The organism is Chondrinema litorale, from assembly GCF_026250525.1.
GTDB classification, from domain to species: Bacteria; Bacteroidota; Bacteroidia; order Cytophagales; family Flammeovirgaceae; genus Chondrinema; species Chondrinema litorale.
Genome location: NZ_CP111049.1, coordinates 219113 through 235083, shown reverse-complemented (window position 1 = coordinate 235083; position 15971 = coordinate 219113). Strand labels below are relative to the sequence as shown.

16 protein-coding genes are annotated in these 15971 nt (G+C 34.9%); 5 read left to right on the top strand and 11 right to left on the bottom strand.

The window, feature by feature from the left end:
* Window positions 1–738 carry a GNAT family N-acetyltransferase gene (locus OQ292_RS29360; RefSeq protein ID WP_284687666.1) on the top strand — a complete coding sequence of 246 codons (738 nt, stop codon included), beginning with the start codon at window positions 1–3 and terminating at the stop codon, window positions 736–738.
* A 6-nt stretch (window positions 739–744) separates the two neighbouring features.
* Window positions 745–1374, top strand: a complete 630-nt coding sequence (locus tag OQ292_RS29355) for an NAD(P)H-dependent oxidoreductase (protein ID WP_284687665.1) — start codon at window positions 745–747, stop codon at window positions 1372–1374.
* A gap of 75 nt (window positions 1375–1449) precedes the next feature.
* On the opposite strand, the gene OQ292_RS29350 is transcribed toward OQ292_RS29355, so the two are convergent.
* Window positions 1450–1977 (bottom strand): hypothetical protein, encoded by a 528-nt coding sequence (locus OQ292_RS29350; RefSeq protein WP_284687664.1) that lies wholly within the window; start codon window positions 1975–1977, stop codon window positions 1450–1452.
* Window positions 1978–2663: 686 nt separating this feature from the next.
* On the opposite strand from OQ292_RS29350, the gene OQ292_RS29345 reads away from it, so the two are divergent.
* Window positions 2664–3242: a Crp/Fnr family transcriptional regulator gene (locus tag OQ292_RS29345; protein WP_284687663.1), complete on the top strand. Its 579-nt coding sequence runs from the start codon at window positions 2664–2666 to the stop codon at window positions 3240–3242.
* Here OQ292_RS29345 and OQ292_RS29340 read toward each other — a convergent pair.
* Window positions 3229–4302, bottom strand: coding sequence for an adenylate/guanylate cyclase domain-containing protein (locus tag OQ292_RS29340; protein WP_284687662.1), 1074 nt, complete (start codon window positions 4300–4302; stop codon window positions 3229–3231). The two genes, OQ292_RS29345 and OQ292_RS29340, sit on opposite strands and share 14 nt — an antisense overlap.
* Window positions 4303–4400: 98 nt before the next feature.
* Window positions 4401–5360: an NAD(P)-dependent alcohol dehydrogenase gene (locus tag OQ292_RS29335; RefSeq protein WP_284687790.1), complete on the bottom strand. Its 960-nt coding sequence runs from the start codon at window positions 5358–5360 to the stop codon at window positions 4401–4403.
* 425 nt (window positions 5361–5785) lie between these two features.
* Here OQ292_RS29335 and OQ292_RS29330 point away from each other — a divergent pair, with 425 nt between their 5' ends.
* A complete protein-coding gene (locus tag OQ292_RS29330; RefSeq protein WP_284687661.1) occupies window positions 5786–6271 on the top strand; it encodes a tetratricopeptide repeat protein in 486 nt (161 codons plus the stop codon).
* Between the two features lie 2 nt (window positions 6272–6273).
* Here the strand turns inward: OQ292_RS29330 and OQ292_RS29325 are convergent, their stop codons facing one another.
* The 8 genes from OQ292_RS29325 to OQ292_RS29290 form a co-directional block, all read right to left on the bottom strand.
* On the bottom strand, window positions 6274–6657 hold the full coding sequence (locus OQ292_RS29325; RefSeq protein ID WP_284687660.1) for a hypothetical protein: 384 nt from the start codon (window positions 6655–6657) through the stop codon (window positions 6274–6276).
* Between the two features lie 27 nt (window positions 6658–6684).
* On the bottom strand, window positions 6685–7632 hold the full coding sequence (locus OQ292_RS29320; protein ID WP_284687659.1) for a radical SAM protein: 948 nt from the start codon (window positions 7630–7632) through the stop codon (window positions 6685–6687).
* Complete coding sequence (locus OQ292_RS29315; RefSeq protein WP_284687658.1) at window positions 7619–8356, bottom strand: ABC transporter ATP-binding protein; 738 nt, start codon at window positions 8354–8356, stop codon at window positions 7619–7621. The genes OQ292_RS29320 and OQ292_RS29315 overlap by 14 nt, the downstream gene beginning before the upstream one ends.
* Window positions 8353–9117, bottom strand: coding sequence for an ABC transporter permease (locus OQ292_RS29310; RefSeq protein ID WP_284687657.1), 765 nt, complete (start codon window positions 9115–9117; stop codon window positions 8353–8355). Before OQ292_RS29310 ends, OQ292_RS29315 begins: the two co-directional genes overlap by 4 nt.
* Window positions 9114–9959 carry a hypothetical protein gene (locus OQ292_RS29305; RefSeq protein ID WP_284687656.1) on the bottom strand — a complete coding sequence of 282 codons (846 nt, stop codon included), beginning with the start codon at window positions 9957–9959 and terminating at the stop codon, window positions 9114–9116. Before OQ292_RS29305 ends, OQ292_RS29310 begins: the two co-directional genes overlap by 4 nt.
* 1 nt (window position 9960) lies before the next feature.
* On the bottom strand, window positions 9961–11178 hold the full coding sequence (locus OQ292_RS29300; RefSeq protein WP_284687655.1) for an ABC transporter substrate-binding protein: 1218 nt from the start codon (window positions 11176–11178) through the stop codon (window positions 9961–9963).
* 18 nt (window positions 11179–11196) lie between these two features.
* On the bottom strand, window positions 11197–14229 hold the full coding sequence (locus OQ292_RS29295; RefSeq protein WP_284687654.1) for a TonB-dependent receptor: 3033 nt from the start codon (window positions 14227–14229) through the stop codon (window positions 11197–11199).
* A 153-nt stretch (window positions 14230–14382) separates the two neighbouring features.
* A complete protein-coding gene (locus tag OQ292_RS29290) occupies window positions 14383–15135 on the bottom strand; it encodes a TIGR04282 family arsenosugar biosynthesis glycosyltransferase (RefSeq protein WP_284687653.1) in 753 nt (250 codons plus the stop codon).
* 444 nt (window positions 15136–15579) lie between these two features.
* Between OQ292_RS29290 and OQ292_RS29285 the strand changes: the two genes are divergently transcribed.
* Window positions 15580–15948: a cupredoxin domain-containing protein gene (locus OQ292_RS29285; protein WP_284687652.1), complete on the top strand. Its 369-nt coding sequence runs from the start codon at window positions 15580–15582 to the stop codon at window positions 15946–15948.
* Window positions 15949–15971: the final 23 nt, after the last annotated feature.

Here is a 15971-nt window from a genome sequence, read left to right as displayed (position 1 = left end):
ATGATGGATTTAATTAAAGAGAACAAAGATAATCTTACCGCGCTTTGGAAACTTGCAGGTAAAAAGGCTAATGCCTTTCATACAAATAATAAGTTTGATTTGGTGTCTGTAAATTATTCGGAATGGCCCAATAGGCTATGGTTTCATGAAGCTATTACGGAAGAAAGTTTGAATACAGCCATGTCAAACTTTATTGATGCTCCTTCTAAACTGATTGTTCCTTACTGGAATATTTACAAAAGTAAGACAGAGCAATTACTTGTAAATCAAGGATTTAAAGTTCAGTTTGGGCAAGTTGGTATGTCTCTAAAGTTGGAAAAACCTTTTGATTTTCAACCTCATCTTAAACTCAAAATAGTTGAACATGAAAGTTCAGCAGAGTTGTGGTCTAAATTGTTTAAGTCAGCTTTTAACTATTTAATTCACCCTAAATTATTGATGCTTTGCAAAGAAGAAATCAATTTTTTTATTGCTTATGCTAAAGATCAACCAGTAGGTACAGCTGCATTATTTAGCAATAATAAAAAGGTTGTAGGTATTCATTCAGTGGGAGTAATTCCAGAAATGAGAAGGAAAGGATATGCAGAAGATATTATGCTTCAATTGTTGAATCTAAGTATCGAAAGCAAATATGAATATACTACGCTGCAAGCATCTGTAATGGGTAAAGGCTTGTATTTGAAGCTTGGCTTTGTAGAACAGTTTGAAATTAGAAATTACGTGTACAATCCAAATTAATTTCACATGCAATTATTAGAAAATTTAAAGTGGCGATATGCTACCAAAAAATTTGATCCGAATAAAAAAGTCCCAACAAAAGATATTGCAAAACTTAAAGAAGTGATCAGACTTTCTGCATCTTCTTATGGTTTGCAGATGTATAAGGTGTTAATTATTGAAGATCAAAAACTGAAAGAAAAACTCAAACCTGTTTCTTGGAATCAAAACCAAATTACAGATGCATCACACCTGTTTGTATTTTGTAGCTATACCTCAGTTTCAGAAGCTTATATTAAAGAACATATGAGTTTGATAGCTGATACGCAAAGCAAAAACATTCAAGACTTACAAGGATATGGTGATTTTGTATTAACTAAGCTTTCAGAAAAATCTTCGGCTGAGCAGCAAACTTGGTTAGAGAAGCAAACTTATTTGGCAATGAGTAATTTGTTAGCGGCATGTGCAGAGCTCAAAATTGATGCATGCCCAATGGAAGGTTTTGAAGTAGACAAGTACAATGAAATTTTAGGTTTAACTGAAAAAGGGTTAAGCGTTTCGCTTATCGCCCCTATAGGTTATCGCGCTAAAGATGATTATGCACAGTTTTCACTTAAAGTAAGAAAACCAGTTGAAAAATTGTTTGAGTTGTTATAATAGTAATTTAATTAAATGAAAAAGCATTCAATTAAATCAATAATTGAATGCTTTTCAATATTTAAACAGCTAAGCTTATTGCCCTAAAACTTTAGCATCTATAAAAAATGCACTGTAAATATTTATATCGTGGTCTGAGCTAATAAACTCATCTGTAACTGTATTTACTCTTAATTCAAAGTTGTCTTTTTTGATGTATTCCTTCAAATCTTCATCAGAAACATCTAAACTTATAGCAGCACCAACGTCCTCTGGAACCTCATCTAAATAAGCTATTTTTGTTTCTTCTAAACCTTCTGCAGCTATGTAAACACTAATTGATTCTAAAAAACTAAAATCACTTTCTGTTGGCGATTCAATTGTGAGATTCAATGTAGTAAGTTTAATCTCTTCAATCATGTCTTTTCTGGTATCATTTACAGCAAAAGTTGATTCTGAGTTGGTTTCTACATCAGGAGACATAACATCAAATGGCAAGTTTATACCAGTAGAAGATGGAATAGTTACTGTGCTGTTATAATCCATATTAAACTGTGTAAGTTTGTCAATTTCATCACATGCAGCGCTAAATAGCAAAAGTAATAGTAGTGTATAAATTCTCATGTAAATAGGTATGTTAATATATAAATGTGGATGCTAAAAACGAGTCAAGTTTTTTTTAATTGTTTTAATAAAATACATTTCAGACTCACTGGCCGCTGTGCTTCTCCAAAAAAACGATAATTGGAACATTTCACATTCTTCAAATTTTATTTCTATTACTAAGTATGTTATATACCTAAATTGGTATTTTTTGCACAGTCAGTTTTGGGGTCTAAACATTTTTATAAACTTCTTAATTAATATAAGTAGTGAAGTGAGAATGACGGAATTACTCCAATTTTGTATTTAAAATCTTTTGTATTTTGCTTTAGATTGAGATTCTTCCAAACTCAGAAATTTTTTAAAGTAGCATTGTGGTAAGCTATGTTATTTTTCCTCCAAAAATTTTATTAATTAAAATTTGTAATGTGATGGCAAATGTAATTATATCATGATTGGTATTTATTTTATCACGATTAGTTTAAGTATTCTAACAACCCGTAGACTTTAAATTATTATTATTATTTTAATACTTTTTAGTGTAATTTTAAGCTGAGTAAACAGCTAATGTCTTTGTGATTACTCTTATCTTACTTAACTATCGTCTTAGTTTTCAAGTTGGTGATTTTGCATTGTTTAGTGCTTAAAAAGCTTAATTGGACAATTTTGACTTTCACTTAAATTAATATTTACAAATTCTTGAAGCGATGGAAAATGAAATAGTAAGGCTTATTTCGAAATTTATACCATTAACTGAACATGAAATTACAGCGGTTACAGAATGTATACCTGTAAGAAAATATAAAAAAGGTACAATTCTACTAAGAGAAGGTCAAATAGCTACAGAATGCTATTTCAATTTAAAAGGAATAGTAAGACAGTATTATTTGTTTGATGGGGAAGAAAAAACCACTTATTTTTTTACTGAAGAAGAATCTATTGCATCTTTAACCAGCTATGTAAATAAAGTACCAGCAAATCACTACTTTTCATGTGTAGAAGATTGTACGCTTGCCGTACTTACATATGAGCACGAACAAGAGCTTTGTAAGAGAGTTTCTAAATTTGAGACTTTGTGTAAATATTCAATTGAAGGAGAATTTGGTAAACAACAACAAGTACTCTCAAGTTTTATAATGCATTCGCCCAAAGAAAGATACTTACATTTGCTCCAAACCAGACCAGAATTGATGAATCGCGTACCGCAACATCAGTTGGCAAGTTATCTGGGTGTTAAGCCTGAGTCGCTTAGCAGAATAAGAAAAAGGATTGCTACTGAACACTAGTTTGAGAAACAGCTATTTTTTCTGAGACTGCATAAATAGTAACTTCTTCCATTTTACCACGAAGCGGAATATTTCCCATTTCTTCAATTAAAAAACTATTCGGAAAAAGTTGCATCTTAAGAGTTTCAGAGATGAGTATTCCTTGTTGAAAGTGATTACACTTACCTTGTATTCTTGCAGCAGTATTTAATGTATCGCCATGGTAAGCAATTTCTTTTTTAATTGAACCCACTTCGGTTACAGTTACAATTCCTGAATTAACCCCAGCTTTAAAGAACGGCAAACAATTATATTTTTCCTCGTAATAAGCTTTACGTTTTAATAGCTGATTATTATAATTAAAATATGCCTGAATGCAATTATGCTTTCTCAAACCATCTTTTAATTTCCAAGTAAGTATTACTTCATCACCTACATACTGGTAAACAGCAGCCTCATTTTCAATTACCACACTTAAATCGTTAAAACAATCTTGTATAAGCATGCTATATTTTATATGTCCCAATTTTTCGGCTAACTGGGTTGACGATTGCAGATCGAGAAACATAAAAATTCGCTCTTCTTCGTGCGGGTAATAGAATTTGCCCTGTAGCAATTTACCTAGATTTCTTGGCCCTAGCATTAAATCTATTAATGTTAACATGGTAAAGAAAATATCAACCGTAATGATATATAAATATACAGGTAGGCTACCTTCATCAAAAGCAAATTCCATTAAATCTGTCTTTAAATCGAGATAGGTAATGCAAATGAAATAGGCTAATAATATAAGCGTCCAGATAAAAATTACGCCATATATCACTCTTAGAATCAATAATTTCTGAATAGAGGTTTTTCTATAAACTCTCTCCAAAGTTATAATTTGGGCCCCACCAGAAATTACACCACAGATTGGTCCTAAGATCAAAGAAATAAGTACACTATATAACAAGCCGGGATCAAAACTACCCACTTCAATAGTTCCTACTCCTCGCACTATACACAGATAGATAAATGACAGTGTCCATCCAAAGATGTAGTTTTTAATGAGGTTCAACCTTTTTCTGGTTCTGAAATCCATTGATAAGTAGTATATCTGGCAACATTAAATTGATGAGATATACAAACTTAATCATTTTTTTATGATAGATAAAACTCAAAATTGGTAAATAAGAGAGTTTAATACGGACTAAATGAAACTACAACATTCCCCTTTTTTCTTCCAGTTTCAACATATTGGTGTGCATCTATTATTTCATCAACTGTGTAGATACTATCTATAATAGGTTTTAGTTTTCCTTCTTCTGTAATTTGCTTAAGAAATTGAAGCTGCTTTTTGTCTGGTTTCATAATGTCGCAGATGATTTTTTTAGAGCTACTAAACGAATTAATAATCATTTGAAGAATATGAAAAATCCCGAAACTACATAATACATATTTGCCTTTTGGTTTCAATATATTTTTGCATTGTGTATAGCTTGTTTTTCCGATCGTATCGAAAATAATATCATAAGATTCTGAGGATTTTGCAAAATCTTCACGAGTGTAATCTATCACTTTATTAGCCCCATTTAAGTTAGCCAGATTGATGTTGCTAGTGCTACAAACTGCTGTTACTTTTGCACCAAAGTATTTAGCTAATTGAACAGCATAAGTTCCTACACTGCCAGATGCGCCATAAATCAATACACTTTGTCCAGCTTCAATATTTGCTTTTTTAAGAAAATATAAGGAAGTTATAGCACCATTTGGAATTGCGGCGGCTTCATCAAAACTTAGGTTTTCAGGTTTGTTTAATAGAATGCCATCTTCTGGAATTGTTAAATATTCAGCATAAGTTCCTCCGCTAGTTTGATAGCCAAACACTGTATCACCGGTTCGAAATTTTGTTACAGATTTTCCGGTAGATTCAACTATTCTAGCAAATTCAAACCCCAGAATTTGATTTTTAGGTTTGGTTAACCCAAATGCTAATCTTATGGCAAAAGGTTCTCCTTTTCGTAGTTGCCAGTCTCCCGAAGTAACAGTTATGGCTTTCACCTGAATTAATACCTCATTGTCTTTGGGTTGAGGTTTAGCTATTTCTTTTAATTGCAGCACTTCAGGCTTTCCATATTTTTCGAAAACAACAGCATTCATGGTAGCGACTTCAGATTTAATAGCATTCATAATCATTCGAGTTGTTTGAGTAAATTGATGATGTAAAAGTATAAGTCTAGAATATGAGATGCATTGACTTTAGTTAAGAAAGGATGAATTTACTAAAATTGGGTATATTCAAACCTCCTAAAACCATTTAAAATGAATTGGAAAGCTTTTACTATATATTTTATCGGTCATCTGGTTATGTTTACAAGTCTAAATGTGTTTGTATTGGGAAATTCTTGGGGTAAGGCCTTGTTTCTATCTACATTAATATCTGTATTTGCTGGATATTGGAACTCAAGCAAACTTTCTAACAGGTTTCTAAATAAGTTGATTGATGTTGTTCTTAGGAATAAAAATTAACCTTTAAAATATTTATCTAACTTTGAGCTTTTTCAACCTCAAATGAATGATATTAAATGGCTTCAAAAGCACCAATCGTAAAATTACCAGCTTGGCTTTCTATTATACCTCAAATACTTTTTATCTCTCTACTTTTCTTTTTAGGACGGTTAATTGATGAAGAACAAGGCACTATTTACGGCTTAGTAGTTTATTTTATCATTTTCTTTTTTTTAAGAAATCTTATTCCCAAAGATCATAGAAAAGGAATGAAGCAAGTTAAAAAAGGCAATTTTGCAGAGGCTATTCCACATTTTGAAAACAGTTACGATTTCTTTACCCGCAACGAATGGATTGATAAATATCGAGTTATAACCATGTTGAGTTCAGGTAAAATGAGTTACAGAGAAATGGCACTTAACAACATCGCTTATTGCTATTCCCAAATCGGAAATGGGCAACAAGCAAAAGCTTATTACGAAAGAACTCTACAAGAATTTCCTGGAAGTGTTCTGGCCGAATCTGGTTTAAGAATGTTAGAATCTGTGGAAGAGAAGGAGTAAAATCACTCACTCTTCTCTTTCTCCTCAACTAGTTCTGGTAAATTGTTTTTGATGTGATTTTGTAAGTCTTCTAAGGAGTAAGAATTTAGGGTAGGGGCATCTAACCAAGTTGAAATAGCCTCACCTTCTTTTATAAAAACAGCGGGCAATTGCTCACCTTTTCTTTTGTATTGCTCTTCCCACTCATCTCGGTGGAGAAAGTGCATGGTAACTGGTGAATTATCGATAAACTCTTTCCAACTTTCTCTAATCGAAAATGTGCCATGCGTAATAGCACACAAACTGCAAGGATAAGTTTTTGGTGAAAATATCTTGTGCATAATATCCATGTAGCCATTCCATTTGCCAGAATCAGCATTGTAAACAAAGATCAGTTCTTTAGCCATTTTTCTAATAATTGTGTCTGAATTGAATTAAGTTGTAGGAACATTTTTAGGTTTCAATTTTTGAATATCATAATGCTTCTCAAAAAATTCATCACACCAAAGGCATACATTTTTTAGCTCACCACATCTTTTGCGTGCATGTGCTTCGCTAACTCCCACAGATTCGCCCATTTTATATGGATTGCCTTTGTCCAACATTTCAAAAACTGGGTTATCAGAAACCTTTTCCAAAATCTCAGCTACTTTTTGTATTCTAGCATCACCCAATGGTTCTTTGGTACCCGGGCAACAAGGATTTATTTGCCAAAGTTGTATAGAAATCTCTTGAGGAATTTGATCTCCACCATTTAAAAAACCAATGGCTCCAGATAGAATCGCACAAAAATTATGGTCGGGATCTTTCTTCCAGATGTTTTTTTGCAAAGCTCTGCCACGTGCCCAATTACCACCGAGCCACATATCTTCTGTAGCTCCCCAATAACCCCAACTCAAAGGGAAATTATGCAAATAGTTCTCTTTTTTAACCAGTGGGTCTTTTTCGTCGCCATTTACACCACGAGACTCAAACAAATCTGCCAATTGTATTAAACGACCACCAGCAGCTTTGTGGTAGCGATCTATACTGGCAATATCAAAGCGAGTGATTCCTTTTTCAATCAATGTATCTAGAATTTCTTCGGTGAGTAAATCGCCATTGGTTTGCAGCATTAACTGCGTATTATTTCCGTATTTTTCTTTGAGTTTATCTAGAATGAGATAAAGCTTTTTCTTCTCAGCAAGTGGCTCACCACCAGAGAGAATAAGCCTATCCACCTTGTCTGGAAGGTTATTAATAATCGCCAGACATTCTTCTTCAGTAATACGTTTGCCTTGTGGCCCAGATAGGTTATAGCAATGGTCGCATTGATCGTTGCAAAGCTGAGTAAACACCCAGTAGAGCGATTCAACGTGGTTATAGTCTTTATTTTTTTTCATATTGATGGTCGATAAGATTTTTCCAAAATTCAATTTCTTTTTCCACTCCTGAATCGGGACTTTGCACAAATTCGCTTACAGATTCATAGAGTTTAAGTGCACCTTTTTCCATTCGGGCGATTTGATTTCCCATTTTTAAAGCTTCTTTCAAATCGTGAGTCACAAAAAGGGCGGTGATATTATATTTTGCTCTCAGTTGGATAAACAAGTTTTGCATATCTTCTCTTGTCTGAACATCAAGACTGCTAAAGGGTTCATCGAGCAACATTATTTTCGGGTTAATAATTAAAGCCCTACCAAATGCTACTCGCTGTTTTTGTCCACCAGAAAGTTGATGTGGCATTTTATTTTTATGTGCTTGCAAACCCAATTGCAAAATCATTTCTTCGGTTTTAGAATTGATTGAAGCTTTATCGAGTTTGCGTACTTTCAATCCATAAGCAATGTTTTCAAACACATCCATATGTGGGAAAAGCAAAGCTTCTTGGCTCAGATAAACGACTTCTCTTTGTTGTGGAGGCAGACCTATTATATTATAATCGTTCACCAAGAAACAGCCGCTATCTGCTTTTTCTAATCCGGCCAGAATCTTTAACAAAGTAGTTTTTCCGCAACCAGATTTACCCAAAACACTCAAAGTTTGATTCGCCTCTAACGAAAAGCTCACTTGCTTTAAAACTGACTCGTTAGCATATGCTTTCGATATTTTATCTACCTGTATCACGAAAAATTACTTTGTTTTAAAAATACCCTTTGATTAAAAGCCAACAACAAAAGTGGCGGAAACACAAGCAGACAAGCCACAACTCCCGCCAAATGTGGATTCGCTTCTTTTACAAATTGCATGGTGAGAATAGTTAAAGTTTTCACTTTTCCGATGCCGGTTACTTGTGTAATTCCATATTCGAACCACGAAATAAGAAAGCATTGTGCAAAGCAGATGAAAAGCCAAGGTCTTGCCATGGGTATTAACACCGTTCGATACACATGCCAATTGGAAGCTCCTAAAGAACTTGCCTGAAAAGCAGTTTGCCTAATTCGGTTGTTCCAGAATGTAGCAAGGAATAGCACGCTATATGGCAATATAAAAATCATTTGTGCCAGAATTACTCCTGTGAGCATACCTGTTAATTTTAGCCATGCGAAATAAAACTGCAACATGGCACCAAAAACCACCGGAGCAATTAAGTATGGATAGTAAGCAAGCTGTAGCAATTGCTCAGTTTTCTTATTTTCAGTAATGAAACCAGAAACTATAAAACCAAAACTAGTAGCTATAGAGGCAATTAAAACGGCTATTACAAGAGAAAGCATCAAGCCAGAAAGCACATCATTGTTTGTGAAAGCTTCCAACCAGTTTTTAAGGCTGAAATGAGCATCCCAAAGTTGTGGATATTGCCATTGCACCGTAACAGACAAGCTGATGATGGTTACCAAAGGCATCAGCAAAGAGACAATCACTATTATGTATGCGATTCTTTTCATGAGCCTGAAATAGTTTTTCGGTTTATGCTTAGAAAGAAAGTAGTGATTGTGATTACGAGTAAAGTGTAAACAACTGCCATCGCATGCCCTTGTGGAATATCTTGCAAACTAAAACCTTTAATTTTCTCGGTTATAAATACAGTTACCACTCTTGGCGATGATCTTCCTAGCAGCAAAGGAACTTCGTAAGTCCCCATCAAAAAAATGCCATACAATACGATTAATGGGCTTGATCTCATCAAGATTACTGGGGCAAATACTTTTCGGAAAAAGTAAAAGCCGGAAGCTCCTAATGTGAGAGAAGTTGCCATTAATTCATCTAGCCTCTCTTTTTTTACTTGATTGATAAAGAGTAAGGTAAATAAAGGAAACACCATAAACACATGCGCTGCCAAAATTCCAATAGAAGCAAAATCATTCACCAGTCTGGGGAAATCTTCTAGTTGTTCAATCAAACCTAATTGGTAAAAAACTCTAGAATAAATTCCTGTCGGACTCAATAAATGATACATGGCAAATGCAGCCACTAAAGGTGGAAAACATAAAGGCAGAAACAACATAGCTTTGAGCCATTTTACTTGTGCGGAATTTGTTTGCCACCATGCTAAAACCAATGCAGGCAAAAGAATTAAAATCAGAGAAATAATGGTGAGAAAGATCGTATAAAATAAGCTACTTATACCATCACTTTCTGTGAAAAGCATTTGCCAGTGTTCTATAGTAAATCCTTTGCTCAATATGCCAGTTAAGCCGAAGCTATACAATAGTGAATAGCCAAAGCCGAACAGCAAAGGAGTTGTTGTGATGAGTATAAAAATGGCAATAACGATCTTTCTTTTCATCTTACTGATTGATTACTTCTTTTCTAAAATCTTCAAAAAGCTTCATCATGTATTCTGGTGCGGGTTCTTTTAAAGCCAAAGGCTGAATATCTACTCTTGGTGGAGAATTCTCTCTACCCGGAATTTCATTAAACTTCTTTTGCCATTCTTCTGGAAGTTTATCAATCGAAAGCACTGTGCCATCTCCCCAAACTTGCGGTTGCATTTTCTTAGCTTGCGCTTCTGGAGAAATTAAAAAGTTGCAAACCACCATCGCTGCATTTTTATTCCCAGCATGTTTTACAATGCCGAGATAATGTGAGTTTTGGATAGAGCCTGTTTCTGGCACATAAGCGCGACTTGTTTCAGCAAAAACTTGCTGCTGAATTTTATTATCCACTTCGCTATCGTTGTTGCTCATGGTAAACCAAAGCTCTCCACTGGCAAATAGTTGATGCATTTGGGCTACAGAAGCAGGAAAAGTTTTTCCCTCATTCCAGAAATAAGGTTTTATTCGGTTGATGTAATCCCAAAGCTTTTTGCTAAGCTGTTCGTATTTTTGTTGATCGAACTTTCCATCTAAAGAACTTGCGCCTCCTGCCAAGTGAATGAGCCAAGACTTCAGCAAAGTCATTCCTGTAAAGTCGTTGCCAATCGTAAATTTTCCAGGGTTGGCTTTTACCCATTCTTCTAATGCTTCCATTGTGAGTGGTGGATTTTCTACCTTGTCTGAATTATAGATGAAAGCCATTTGGACATTGCCCCATGGGCATTCGTAGCCGGCCACTTGCTGCTGAAAATCGATACTGATAAATGGATTATTCCAATCGATATATTGATTGTTGGGTAGCTTTTCAGTGAAAGGGCCATACAAAGCATCTATCTGGCGGAGTTGGTAAAAAGTTTCTCCATTTATCCACATCATATCTACTTCGCTGGTTTCATTACCTGCTTGTATTTCAGTCATCAAAGTATTTACAATATCGTTGCCTTGCCCACCAATTACATTTAGTGTTATATCATATTGATGTTTCACTTCAGGCACTACATAACCTTGTATGTATTTGTTGATTAAAGGATCACCTTGCCACATCATAAAAGTGACCGTTTTTCCTTTTGCATCTTGTAAAACTTCTTCCCAAGTATTGGCTGTTTCTGGCTCTTCCTTTTTGTTGTTAGAAGAGCAAGCAAACAAGGTGAATGTTGTGAGTAAGAAGTATATAGATTTTTTGAAAGTCATTATTTAGTATGTCGTAGTTTAGAATAAATATCTTGCAGAAAACTGGATTTGGCGTGGTGGAGCAGCATTTTTTCTTACAATTACTCCACTTGCTGTTGATCCAGTTTGAATTTGATTGCTTTGTGTCGCATTGTTGCTGTATCCACTCAAGTTTACTGTATTAAACAAATTGAATACATCAGCTCTTAACTCTAATTTAGAATTCTGCACACCTAAAGGAATCTGGTATTGTATACCCAAATCGAATGTATTCGACCAAGGCAATCTATCGCTGTTTCTAGATTCTCCCGGATAGCGATCGCTATTACCTACATAGGCATCACCAAATGCACTTCCATCACCATTTAAATCATTGGTTGTGCCGCCAATTAAATTGCCATTGCTATCTATAATGTAGTATAAACTTCCATCGGGAACGCGGTTAATTGGCTGGCCACTTTGTAGTAACATTGCCACTGTTGCAGTAAAGTTTTTAAATGGATAATAATTGAAAATGGTGTTGATGATGTGTGTACGATCGTTGATGGATGGTCCCCATTCTGCTTCGAAATTGTTTGCATCCATCGCTCTAAAGTTGATATCTTCCGTATCGTTTTCTAGCCTAGATAATGTATAAATGATTCTGTAAGCAAAATTATCATCACCTCTTTCTTTTTGAAGATTGAAGCTTGCTGCGATATATTCCGAAGTTCCTGCCGTCTCTGTAATTACTACGCTTTTAGCCACTCCGCTTCTTTGTTCTCCATCTATAATCGCATAGTTTCCATAAATCGGTAAAGCTCTGGTGCTATCAGCAGTGGAAGACCAACGAGCAGTATTTCCAGCAGCCACAGCATCCCAAGCAGATGGCGCATTGAGGTTTCTAGTTCTAAACAGGTTCTTAGATTTGTTGTAAACCACATCCACATAAAACAATTTGTGCTCGTCTATTTGGTATTGGTAACCCAAAGAAAACTGATGAGTATAAGGATTGTCGTAACCGTTTGGATTTAGAATTCTTCTTTCATTACTAAAAAGATTTCTCTGGCTAGCATAAGTTTCTGCACTTGGCCCTTCTAGGTAACCAAAAGGCAAACCGGCATTATTGCTTTCTCCCACAGTTAGGTTTCCATCAAAAGTAACTCGTTCAATATCAGTATCTTCTGGCAAAATACCTTGATCGATAAAGTATTGAATTTCAGCTTTAAAATCATCGCCTGTATTGTTTTGTTGCAATGCATCACTGTAAACACTATACAAGATTTTATCATAGAAAAGTCCGTAACCACCTCGAATACTACTACGGCTACTTAACTGATAATTAAAGCTGAATCTTGGAGCTAGGTTGTTATAATCGCCTGTTGCACTACCACCTTTTGAGAGGTTGTCATAATCGTATCTTAAGCCTAAAGTTAGATTGAGTTTCGGTGAAGCAGCAAACTGATCTTCTGCATAAAAACTAAAAATATTTTGCCTTGTACCATAACTAGCAGGTCTTAACTCTACACCATAACTTATCACAGTTGCTGTAGATGGAATATCATTTACATCTAAACTAGCTCCTAGATTTTGTGCACTTATAGCATCCAGTTCACTTTGAGTGAGCTGTACTGTATAACTTCCGTTTGGGTTTCCTCCACCATATAATAAATGGTTAGCAGAGATTAATTCTGCACCAAACTTAAAAGTGTGTTTGCCTTTGTACACATTCAATTTTTCTTGAAGTTGGAAAGTGTTTTCGTGCGAATCGAAAATGTAACCCGGATTGCCTAAAACAGCTATGGTGCTACCAGTTGGGTCAAGTACTGTAACATCTGGACTGTCTGGATTTAAAGGGTCTGCATAATTCCAGCGAAAACGTGAATATTGTACATTGCTCTCAAACACAAAGTTATCGCCCAGCAACACGTTTTGATTGGCAATAAGAATTGAGTTTCTGTCTTGGCCATTGGCTGCCGAAGGGAAAGTAACGCCACCACTTAAACCACCAGCTTGCCTGTCTAAAGTAACCAGACCAAGGTTTGCTCTTAGAGAAGATTTGAAACTTTTTGACCAGTGGTGATCTAACTTGGCTGATAAATAATCAAAGGTATTTTCTCCACGAACTTCTTCATAAATTCCTAAAACAGGAGAGCTTAAAATATTATCTTTTAAGTCTGTAGTATGCTCGTAGTTTAGATAGTAAAAAGTTTTATCTTTTGTGATAGCTCCACCCAAACCAAAACCAGCCTGATAGCGCTGAAAACCTTGTTTTACTTCATTACCAGATAAATCGCGAAGTGTATAGGGAGTTTCTGCATCTATTACTTCTCCTGGTCTGGTTACAAAGAAAACTTCGCCTTCAAAGTCATTAGAACCAGATTTAGAGGTGATGTTGATTACTCCGTTTCCTGTGTTACCGAATTCAACCGAATAGTTATTGGTAAGCACCGTTACATTTTTTACAAAGCCGATAGGAATGGCAAATTTTTGTCCACCAAGAAAGCGCTCGTTATTGTCCATTCCATCAATCATGTAATTGTTGAATAAGCCATTGGCACCATTAATACTCACATTCGGCGCCTCAGGGAAAAAGCCTGTTGCCTGGCTTACATTTGGTAACCTATAAAGCATTCTGGTAATGTCGCGACCTTCTACTGGTAATTCTTGAACTTTCTTAATGCTCATCTCAGAAGCTACTTCCGCATTTACTGTGTTAATGGTGGTAGCTGGTGTAGAGGTGATTACTACTTCGTCTAGTGTTTGTTCTTTTTGTGGTGGTAAAACTAGTGTGATACTTCTATGTGCATTGGCTTTTAACTGAATGTCTTTGGCTTCGCTTGATAAGTATTCACTGTTCTCGTTGGTGTAAATTCTGTAAGCACCATTAAGTGATAATCCTCTAAAAATAACTTTACCAAAGTTGTTGGTTGTCAATGAGTTAGTATATCCAATTTGTGGATTTTCTATCAATACTTCTACATCAGCAATGGGTTTCCCATCGTATGGATTTAAGATGTTTACTTCCAAATCTGTTTGTGCAAAAGCGGTAGTAAAGGATAAAATGAATAAGGTAAAAATATATATTTTCATTCGAATGTTTTAATAAGCAAAAAATAGATAAAGGCAGACCTAGCTATCATATTCAATGAAGAGCATTGAAAATAGCAGATCGTTTTGCTTGTGTTTTGGCAAGCAAGAAAACTATGTGAGAATTAGAAATTGATTATTTGAGAATAAATAATCTTAGACTGAAAGGGGAGGAGCTCTCGAAGATTTTTTAGAAATGAAAAGAAACTCATTAATCTGTTCATTTAGAATTGTAGCAAATTCACTTAGACTATTAAACAGATTTAATAAGAGCTTGAGAAATGGATTTAAACTAACTGTGAGACTAGCAACTTTTAAAATTCTTTTTAGTGAAGCCTCATCATCAGCATCAGTAAGTTCTGCAAGAATTTCTGCAACTTGGTTTTGTTGGTTGAAATGCTGTTTTACTGCAAAGAAAAGGTTTGCTTTTCTCCAAGGCAGATTTAAAAATGATACTTTATCAAAATCATTTTTATGCATCCCAAGCAGATAAAAACCACCATCGGCAGAAGGCCCAATTACTGGCTTATTATTATTTAGCTGCTTAGCTGTAAATTGTAAATGCTCAGCATTTAGTTGCGGCGAATCATTACCGATTACAATGATCGATTGATAACCTAATGCAAAAACATCTTCACTTGCATTCCAGAGTTTTTCACCAAATGAATTGCCTCTTTGTTTGGTTTCATCCATCAAAACCAAATTAATTCCTGCTGCTTTTACAGTAGCTATTGCATGCTTATTAAGCGCAGAAGCTATTTGCGTATTAAGCTTTTTGCCTTTCCCAATAAATTTTTTAGATGTTGCTTCTTTTTTGCCAGAATTAGCAAAAAGCAAAACCGCAGTATTTTTTTGTCTCTGCGTTTGAGGTTTTATTGCAACAAGTAAATTATCCTTTTCACTTTCCATCTTAATGGCATTTCCGGTTCTTTCAAAAAATTAAAACCGGTTTCGGTTAAACTTAAATCATTTCTTCTACAGCAGCTAAAATTATTGTTTTAACAGTTTAGTGAAATGATTGTTAGTTTATCCCCCTTTAGATTTACAGGAAATACTTTGTCGCAATTGCAGGAGGAACTGTAAGTAGTTTTTAATAGTTCCCAAAATCCTCTAAAAACTTTCAAAATCGAAGATTTTTTTAGAATTGCGTCAATCCTATCATTTCACTTCCACAATTATAGAGCTTTCAAATAGAATAGAAAACATTCGCGAGCTAATCGAAACCGAGATAGGAATTATTGCCAACACAAAGGGAATTCTTGACTAACAGCTAGGGCTCTTTCAACTCCAACTTTGTACTCGAATCTACAGCACTAAATATTAATTGAAACTTTAAACTTTAATTAAATCTTTATGAAAAAAAATTTAGCATTTGGTCTTTTATTATTAATGAGTCTCTTCTCAGTACAGTTGTTTGCTCAAGAAGTAGAAACCATCAAACTTACTCAAACAGAAGGTGCTTTTGAAACGGAGAGCCTAACACTTAAAGAAGGAACTTACATTTTTGAAGTAACAAACCAAGGTGTAGATCGCGAATTGGGATTTGTATTAGCTCCCAAAGGAAAAACAGATATGGAGTTTCACATTAAGGATGCTTATGTGCAAAATGCCATTAAGAAAGGAGAAACTTCAAGTTCTAAAGAAGTAACATTAAAAAAAGGGGAGTACGTGTACTTCTGTCCACTAAACCCTACACCGCAATATACACTGATTGTTGAATAGATAATTGTTGTTCGTGTTTTGTA

Coding starts and splice junctions, on each gene's coding strand:
- OQ292_RS29360 (WP_284687666.1), top strand. CDS start 1: ATGATGGATTTAATTAAAGAGAACAAAGATAATCTTACCGCGCTTTGG.
- OQ292_RS29355 (WP_284687665.1), top strand. CDS start 745: ATGCAATTATTAGAAAATTTAAAGTGGCGATATGCTACCAAAAAATTT.
- OQ292_RS29350 (WP_284687664.1), bottom strand. CDS start 1,977: ATGAGAATTTATACACTACTATTACTTTTGCTATTTAGCGCTGCATGT.
- OQ292_RS29345 (WP_284687663.1), top strand. CDS start 2,664: ATGGAAAATGAAATAGTAAGGCTTATTTCGAAATTTATACCATTAACT.
- OQ292_RS29340 (WP_284687662.1), bottom strand. CDS start 4,302: ATGGATTTCAGAACCAGAAAAAGGTTGAACCTCATTAAAAACTACATC.
- OQ292_RS29335 (WP_284687790.1), bottom strand. CDS start 5,360: ATGAATGCTGTTGTTTTCGAAAAATATGGAAAGCCTGAAGTGCTGCAA.
- OQ292_RS29330 (WP_284687661.1), top strand. CDS start 5,786: ATGGCTTCAAAAGCACCAATCGTAAAATTACCAGCTTGGCTTTCTATT.
- OQ292_RS29325 (WP_284687660.1), bottom strand. CDS start 6,657: ATGGCTAAAGAACTGATCTTTGTTTACAATGCTGATTCTGGCAAATGG.
- OQ292_RS29320 (WP_284687659.1), bottom strand. CDS start 7,632: ATGAAAAAAAATAAAGACTATAACCACGTTGAATCGCTCTACTGGGTG.
- OQ292_RS29310 (WP_284687657.1), bottom strand. CDS start 9,117: ATGAAAAGAATCGCATACATAATAGTGATTGTCTCTTTGCTGATGCCT.
- OQ292_RS29305 (WP_284687656.1), bottom strand. CDS start 9,959: ATGAAAAGAAAGATCGTTATTGCCATTTTTATACTCATCACAACAACT.
- OQ292_RS29300 (WP_284687655.1), bottom strand. CDS start 11,178: ATGACTTTCAAAAAATCTATATACTTCTTACTCACAACATTCACCTTG.
- OQ292_RS29295 (WP_284687654.1), bottom strand. CDS start 14,229: ATGAAAATATATATTTTTACCTTATTCATTTTATCCTTTACTACCGCT.
- OQ292_RS29290 (WP_284687653.1), bottom strand. CDS start 15,135: ATGGAAAGTGAAAAGGATAATTTACTTGTTGCAATAAAACCTCAAACG.
- OQ292_RS29285 (WP_284687652.1), top strand. CDS start 15,580: ATGAAAAAAAATTTAGCATTTGGTCTTTTATTATTAATGAGTCTCTTC.